The organism is Danxiaibacter flavus (assembly GCF_041060425.1).
Classification (GTDB): Bacteria; Bacteroidota; Bacteroidia; order Chitinophagales; family Chitinophagaceae; genus Danxiaibacter; species Danxiaibacter flavus.
Window position 1 is genome coordinate 1 of record NZ_JAULBC010000018.1, and the last position, 6,717, is coordinate 6,717.

Genomic DNA, 6,717 nt, shown 5'->3' on the forward strand with positions numbered 1-6,717 from the left:
AGACGGCGTGTCATGGAGAATATTATTGGAAGACCTGGAAGAACTGTTAACCAGCCTGAGCCATGGAGTCCCGGCTATACTGCAAGGCAAGAGCAGTTCGTATCGCCAATGGTACAATGCACTCAGGGAATATGGCCAAAGCGATCAGTTGCAGCAGCAGCTGCCGTATTGGGAAAAGGCCGGTAGCTACAAGTCTCATATACCGGTGGATACAGGCTATAATGAAGCAGTCTGTATAAAAGACACGATTGTTCACACCGTGGAGATGCCGGCTGATCAAACCCGCAGCTTATTGCAGGATGCCCCGCTCGCATATCACACCAGGGTTGATGATCTGCTGCTGTGCGCACTGGCCCTTACCGTAAGAGCATGGAGTAAGGCTGAAGAAGTATTGATAGGGCTGGAGGGACACGGCAGGGAAGCCATCGCTAAAGATGTAGATATCAGCCGTACAGTAGGATGGTTCACGAGCCTTTACCCGGTGCTGCTACAGGTAGGCAATAAGCGTGAAGGTGCTGCGATCAGACAGGTGAAGGAGCAATTGCGCCATGTTCCTGCAAAAGGAATAGGCTATGGGGTACTGAAATACATCAACAAGGAGTTGTCGCTACAGGGTTCAGCACCCTGGGAGATTGTATTTAATTACCTCGGACAGCTGGATAATATTACTAAAAATAAAGGGCTGGCTATAGCAGATGAATCACCCGGAGCAGGTATAAACGGGGAACACCGTGTTTATGAAAAACTTTCAGTGAACAGCTTTGTACTGAATGGAAAGTTAATACTGAACTGGACCTATAGCAGTAAGCACTACCAGGAACAAACCGTCAGGGGGCTGGCATCAGCTTATCTAAACCAGCTTCAATTGCTGGTAACCCATTGCCTCGAACAGGCAAAATATGGCAGCGTATATACACCTTCAGATTATGGACTGGGTTCAGTGATCAGTTGTGAGGAGCTGGATAATTTTTGGGAAGGATGCCGCAAGGCAGGGCGATCTGCTTCTTCGCTATACCGATTAAGTGGTTTACAAGAAGGAATCTTGTTTCATAGTATATACGCGGAAGGAGTAAGTGTTTACATCAATCAGCTGGGATGTTATTTAACGCATCCTGATATAGCAATGTTTAGGAAAAGCTGGCAGTATGTATTGAGGCGGCACAGTATCCTCAGAAGTGGTTTTTATTATGAGTCGTTCAGTGTGCCGGTGCAATGTGTGTATACGGATGTACAGTTACCGTTAGAGCTGTTGGATTACAGTCAGCTGTGTAAGGAAGACCAGGATGCAGCCATCCGGCAATATTCCAAAGAGGACCGGCAGCGGGGCTTTGATGTTGAGTCAGCACCGCTGATGCGCATGTGCCTTATTAACCTGGGGGCAGGGCGGTATTATATGTTGTGGACGGTGCATCATCTTATTTTAGATGGCTGGTCCACCTCCATACTCATGGAAGAATTTATGAAGTTCTATGAGCAGCTGTCCTCCGGTATGGCAATAGAAGAAAAACCTGAAGATCGTTATGAGGACTATATCCATTACCTGGAAAGCCGCGATCAGCAGGCCGAGCAGTTGTACTGGCGTCAGTATTTAGAAAATACAGCGCAGCATACACAGCTACCTTTTATCGGTTCAAGCATCCGGCGGACAAAAGGTGCGGGCGAATACAAGGAAGAAGAGATCGCATTGGATGAAGCAGCAACAGCGGTCATACAGGGATATGCGCGGCAACATCATATAACGGTGAACACGCTTATGCAGGGCGTATGGGCCAGCCTGCTGCATTGTTATACGGGCAGCAGTGATGTAATGTATGGGGTAACCGTATCCGGCCGTCCGGCAGAACTGCCGGGTATGGAACAAAGAGTGGGGATGTATATCAACACGCTTCCGCTTCGCAGCCGTATGGATGGAGAAGAGCATATCGTAGACTGGTTGCAGCAGCTGCAGGAAGAACAATTAACATCGAGACAGCATCAGTACAGTTCGTTGAACGATATCCGGCACTGGACAGGTTTACAGGGAGATCTCTTTGATACCTTACTGGTGTTTGAGAATTACCCGGTTAGTAAAGTGCTGTCGTCCCGCCAATGGCACCTGCAGGCAGAAGAAATAATGGTGGAAGAGCAAACCAATTATCCATTAACCATTGTCATTGGCAGCACGGACCAGATCCACATCCGCTTTTGTTATAATGCCACTTTGTTAGACCCGGAATATGCCAAACGGATCTCAGCTCATTTTCGGCAGGTGTTGCTACAGGTAGCAGGGAAGAAGGTTGACAAATTAAGTGACCTTGACTTGTTAAGTTCATCAGAGAAGCACCAGTTGCTGTATGCGTTCAACAATACGGAAGTAGCATATCCGGAAGACAAAACGATCATTGATCTGTTTGAAGCGCAGGTAGAAAAGACACCGGGTAATATAGCAGTCGTGTTTGAAGAAGAAGCATTAACATACCAGCAGCTCAATGAACGCTCCAATCAATTAGCATGGTACCTGGGAAGCAAGGGGGTAAAAGAAGAGACACTGGTACCGGTTTGTATAGAGCGTGGTTTAGCAATGATCATCGGTATCCTGGGCATATTAAAAGCCGGAGGGGCCTATGTACCCATTGATCCGGAATATCCGCAGGAAAGGATAAAGTATATGTTGCAGGATACTGCTGCCGAAATAATTGTCTGCAATGAAGAATGCCGGAAAAAGCTGCAATCTGCAACCACTGTTGATACCATAGCAATAGATCTGGAATGGTCATTGATCAGTCAATGTCCACTGCAATATCCAACAATAAATCTCACCTCTAATAATCTTGCCTACGTGATTTATACATCCGGTTCAACCGGAAAGCCTAAAGGAGTTATGATTGAACATAGGGCTATCGTCAATCGGTTATTATGGACAAAAGATTATTTTAAACTGACCAGCCGGGACGCAGTGTTGCAAAAGACTTCATTTTGTTTTGATGTGTCAGTCTGGGAGCTTTTGTGCCCGGTAATAACCGGAGCAAAACTTGTGTTTGCAAAGCCGGATGGACACAAGGATAATGATTATCTCAAGCAGATCATAACAAATCAAAAAATTACGGTATTGCACTTTGTTCCGTCTATGTTAGGTGTATTCTTAGCTGACATGCAAACCGGTGAATGTATTGGGCTCGAAAAAGTGTTATGTAGCGGAGAGGCTTTAAAGTCTTCGCACATAAAAATATTTGCTGAAAAATTGCCCCGGGCAGCGTTGTATAATTTGTACGGACCTACGGAAGCAGCTGTTGATGTCACATGCTGGAGCATCCCAAAGAACAATAATGATATACAGCTGGTTTCAATAGGCAAGCCTATATCAAATGTCCGGATTTATATACTTGATAACCATGGAAATTTATTGCCTGCCGGTGTAAAAGGTGAGATCTGTATTGCTGGTATTCAGGTTGCGCGCGGTTACTTAAATCGTCCGGAGCTGACAGTAAAGAACTTTGTTGCTGATGCTTTCTCCCAAAAAACGCAGACGAAAATATACAAAACGGGAGACTATGGCCGCTGGCTCCCGGATGGACATATTGAGTTTTTAGGTCGCATGGATAACCAGGTAAAAATGAATGGTTATAGAATAGAGTTGGGCGAAATTGAAAATGTTTTACTTGAAAGTGCTTTTATAAATGAGTGTGTTGTAGTGGCCAATGAAGATGAGCAAAATCACAAGCAACTGGTTGCTTATATAACAGTCGGAAAAACATTCGATCGTGAAGCAATTGTTTCTTACCTCCAAAGCAGGCTTCCCGCCTATATGGTTCCGCATTTCCTTATTGAGTTAAAGACTTTGCCTCTTACGACCAATGGGAAAATAGATAAAAAGGCATTACCTGATGTCCAGGGGCAGATATTGTCAGGTTACGAATATGTCGCGCCAGGAAATGAAATAGAAGAAAAACTGGCTGAAATCTGGCAGGAACTGCTCGGGAAAAAGACAGTTGGCATTCACGACAATTTCTTTGAACTGGGAGGCGATTCTATCATCTCGATGCAGGTTGTAAGCGGGGTCAGGCGATTGGGATATGACCTGGCGCCAAAGGATTTGTTTATATACCGCACAATAGCGGGACTTTCAGGCGCATTGTTGCAACGACGGAAAATAAGAATGAATACAGGAGAACAAGGATTGTTGACAGGTAAAAGCAAATTGCTCCCAATCCAGCGCAGGTATCTCGAAAAAGATGCTGTGACTGTATCCCATTTTAACCAGAGCGTGTTATTGAGTCTAAGCAAAGACATCAATGCACAAATGCTTGAGCGTGCATTAACGGAATTGCTCAGGCAACACGACAGTCTTCGCTTTTGTTATTACCAGACTGAAAACGGTTGGGAGCAGGAGTATGGCAATTATGAAGTAAAACTGCTGGTTGAAGATCTGAGCGATGTGTCGACGGATTTATTGGAACCATTGGTCCGCAATTGTGCAGATAATTATCAGCATAATCTAAGCATGGAAAAAGGTGAACTGATGAAGGTTGTATTAATTGAAACGCCGGCTAATCAACTTTGCAACCGGCTGTTAATTATTATTCATCACCTGGTCATTGATGGCGTTTCCTGGCGGATAATATTAGAAGACCTTGAACGAATGCTTGATGCGCTATACGATGGCAGAAGTATAGTAGCTCCACTCAAAGGAAGTTCTTACCGGCAATGGAGTGAGGGATTGGCAGCGTACGGTCAGACGAACGCATTAAAAGCTCAAAAAGATTATTGGCAAAAGATACACAACAGCTACGTCCCGCTTCCGGAAGATTGTTATGGAAAGGACAACGGTGTGGTGACAGATAACATAGCTTGTTATGAAAATAAGCTGGCTGCATCGGCTACGCAGCAATTGTTACAGGAGGTTCCGCCGGTTTATCATACAGAGATCAATGATATTTTGTTGCTTTCACTGGCATGCGCCCTGGCAAGCTGGAGTAAAAAGGAAAAAATATTTATAGGGTTGGAAGGACATGGCCGGGAAGACGCCGTAATAAATGGGATGGATATAAGCAGGACGACTGGTTGGTTTACAACTTTATATCCGGTGATGCTGGAAATTGATCTGCAAAAACAACCCGGCGAATTGGTTAAAGATGTAAAAGAACAACTGCGCACCATACCTGTGAAGGGATTAGGATATGGAGTGCTGAAATATATAAACAACGATCCGGCATTACAAGGCTTTGAACCCTGGGATATAGTGTTCAATTACCTGGGACAGCTGGATAAAATTATTAATAAGAGCAGATGGTTGTCAGTGGCCCACGAATCCAGGGGTATGGAGATAAGCGAAACCCTGGTAACAGATAATAAACTTTCTGTCGTTGTTGCAGTGAATGAAGAACAAATGCAATGGAGTTGGATCTATAGCAAACAGCATTACAAAGAAGAAACAATAAAATCACTTGCAGAAACTTGTTTAATGTATCTCAACAACTTTATTGAGCACTGTATCCGGCAAGGCAGGATTAGACTAACACACACGCCGTCTGACTATGGACTTACTTCAGAGATAAGTTATAAGGAATTAGATGAATTTATAAGCGACGATGATGATGAGACTATAATGCGTTTCTAAAACAAAGAGCCATGGAAATAAAAGAATTTGTTATGTCTCTTGAAAAAATGAATTGCTCCTTATCAGTTGAAAATGGGACGATCATTCTAAAAGGAAATAAGAAGAAGTTGAAGGAGGATGAAATGCGGGACATTCGAAAGAACCGGCATATTATTGATTATATAGCTGATCATAAATCCCAGTTGATCGAATATCTCTCTGCTTGTCCGGATGGTATTGCGGACAAAAAGAACAAAGCATTTTCTTCCCTATGCCGTTTAAGTGGTTTACAACAGGGAATATTGTTTCATAGTATATACGCAGAAGGTGTAAGTGTTTACATCAACCAGCTGGGATGTTATTTAACACATCCGGATATAGCAATGTTTACGCAAAGCTGGCAGTATGTATTAAGGCGGCACAGTATCCTCAGGAGTGGTTTTTATTATGAGTCGTTCAGTGTGCCGGTGCAATGTGTGTATACGGATGTACAGTTACCGTTAGAGCTGTTGGATTACAGTCACCTGTGTAGGGAAGACCAGGATGCAGCCATCCGGCAATATTCCAAAGAGGACCGGCAGCGGGGCTTTGATGTTGAGTCAGCACCGTTGATGCGCATATGCCTTATTAACCTGGGGGCGGGGCGGTATTATATGTTGTGGACGGTGCATCATCTTATTTTAGATGGCTGGTCCACCTCCATACTCATGGAAGAATTTATGAAGGTCTATGAGCAACTGTCTTCCGGGATGGCAATAGAGGAAAAACCTGAAGATCGTTATGATGACTATATCCATTACCTGGAAAGCCGCGATCAGCAGGCCGAGCAGTTGTACTGGCGTCAGTATTTAGAAAATACAGCGCAGCATACACAGCTACCCTTTATCGGTTCAAGCGTCCGGCGGACAAAAGGAGCAGGCGAATACAAGGAAGAAGAGATCGCATTGGATGAAGCCGCAACCGCGGTCATACAGGGATATGCCCGGCAACATCATATAACGGTGAACACGCTTATGCAGGGCGTATGGGCCAGCCTGCTGCATTGTTATACGGGCAGCAGTGATGTAGTGTATGGGGTAACCGTATCCGGCCGTCCGGCAGAACTGCCGGGTATGGAACAAAGAGTGGGGATGTATATCAAC

Annotated in this window: 2 protein-coding genes; both read left to right on the forward strand. The window is 44.6% G+C overall.

Annotated elements, in window-relative coordinates:
• Nucleotides 1-5,596, forward strand: a 5,596-nt coding sequence (locus tag QTN47_RS27905) for a non-ribosomal peptide synthetase (RefSeq protein WP_369332757.1), incomplete at its 5' end; no start/stop codon positions are given.
• A gap of 11 nt (nt 5,597-5,607) precedes the next feature.
• Nucleotides 5,608-6,717 (forward strand): condensation domain-containing protein (locus tag QTN47_RS27910; protein ID WP_369332758.1); only part of this gene is annotated, 1,110 nt, incomplete at its 3' end.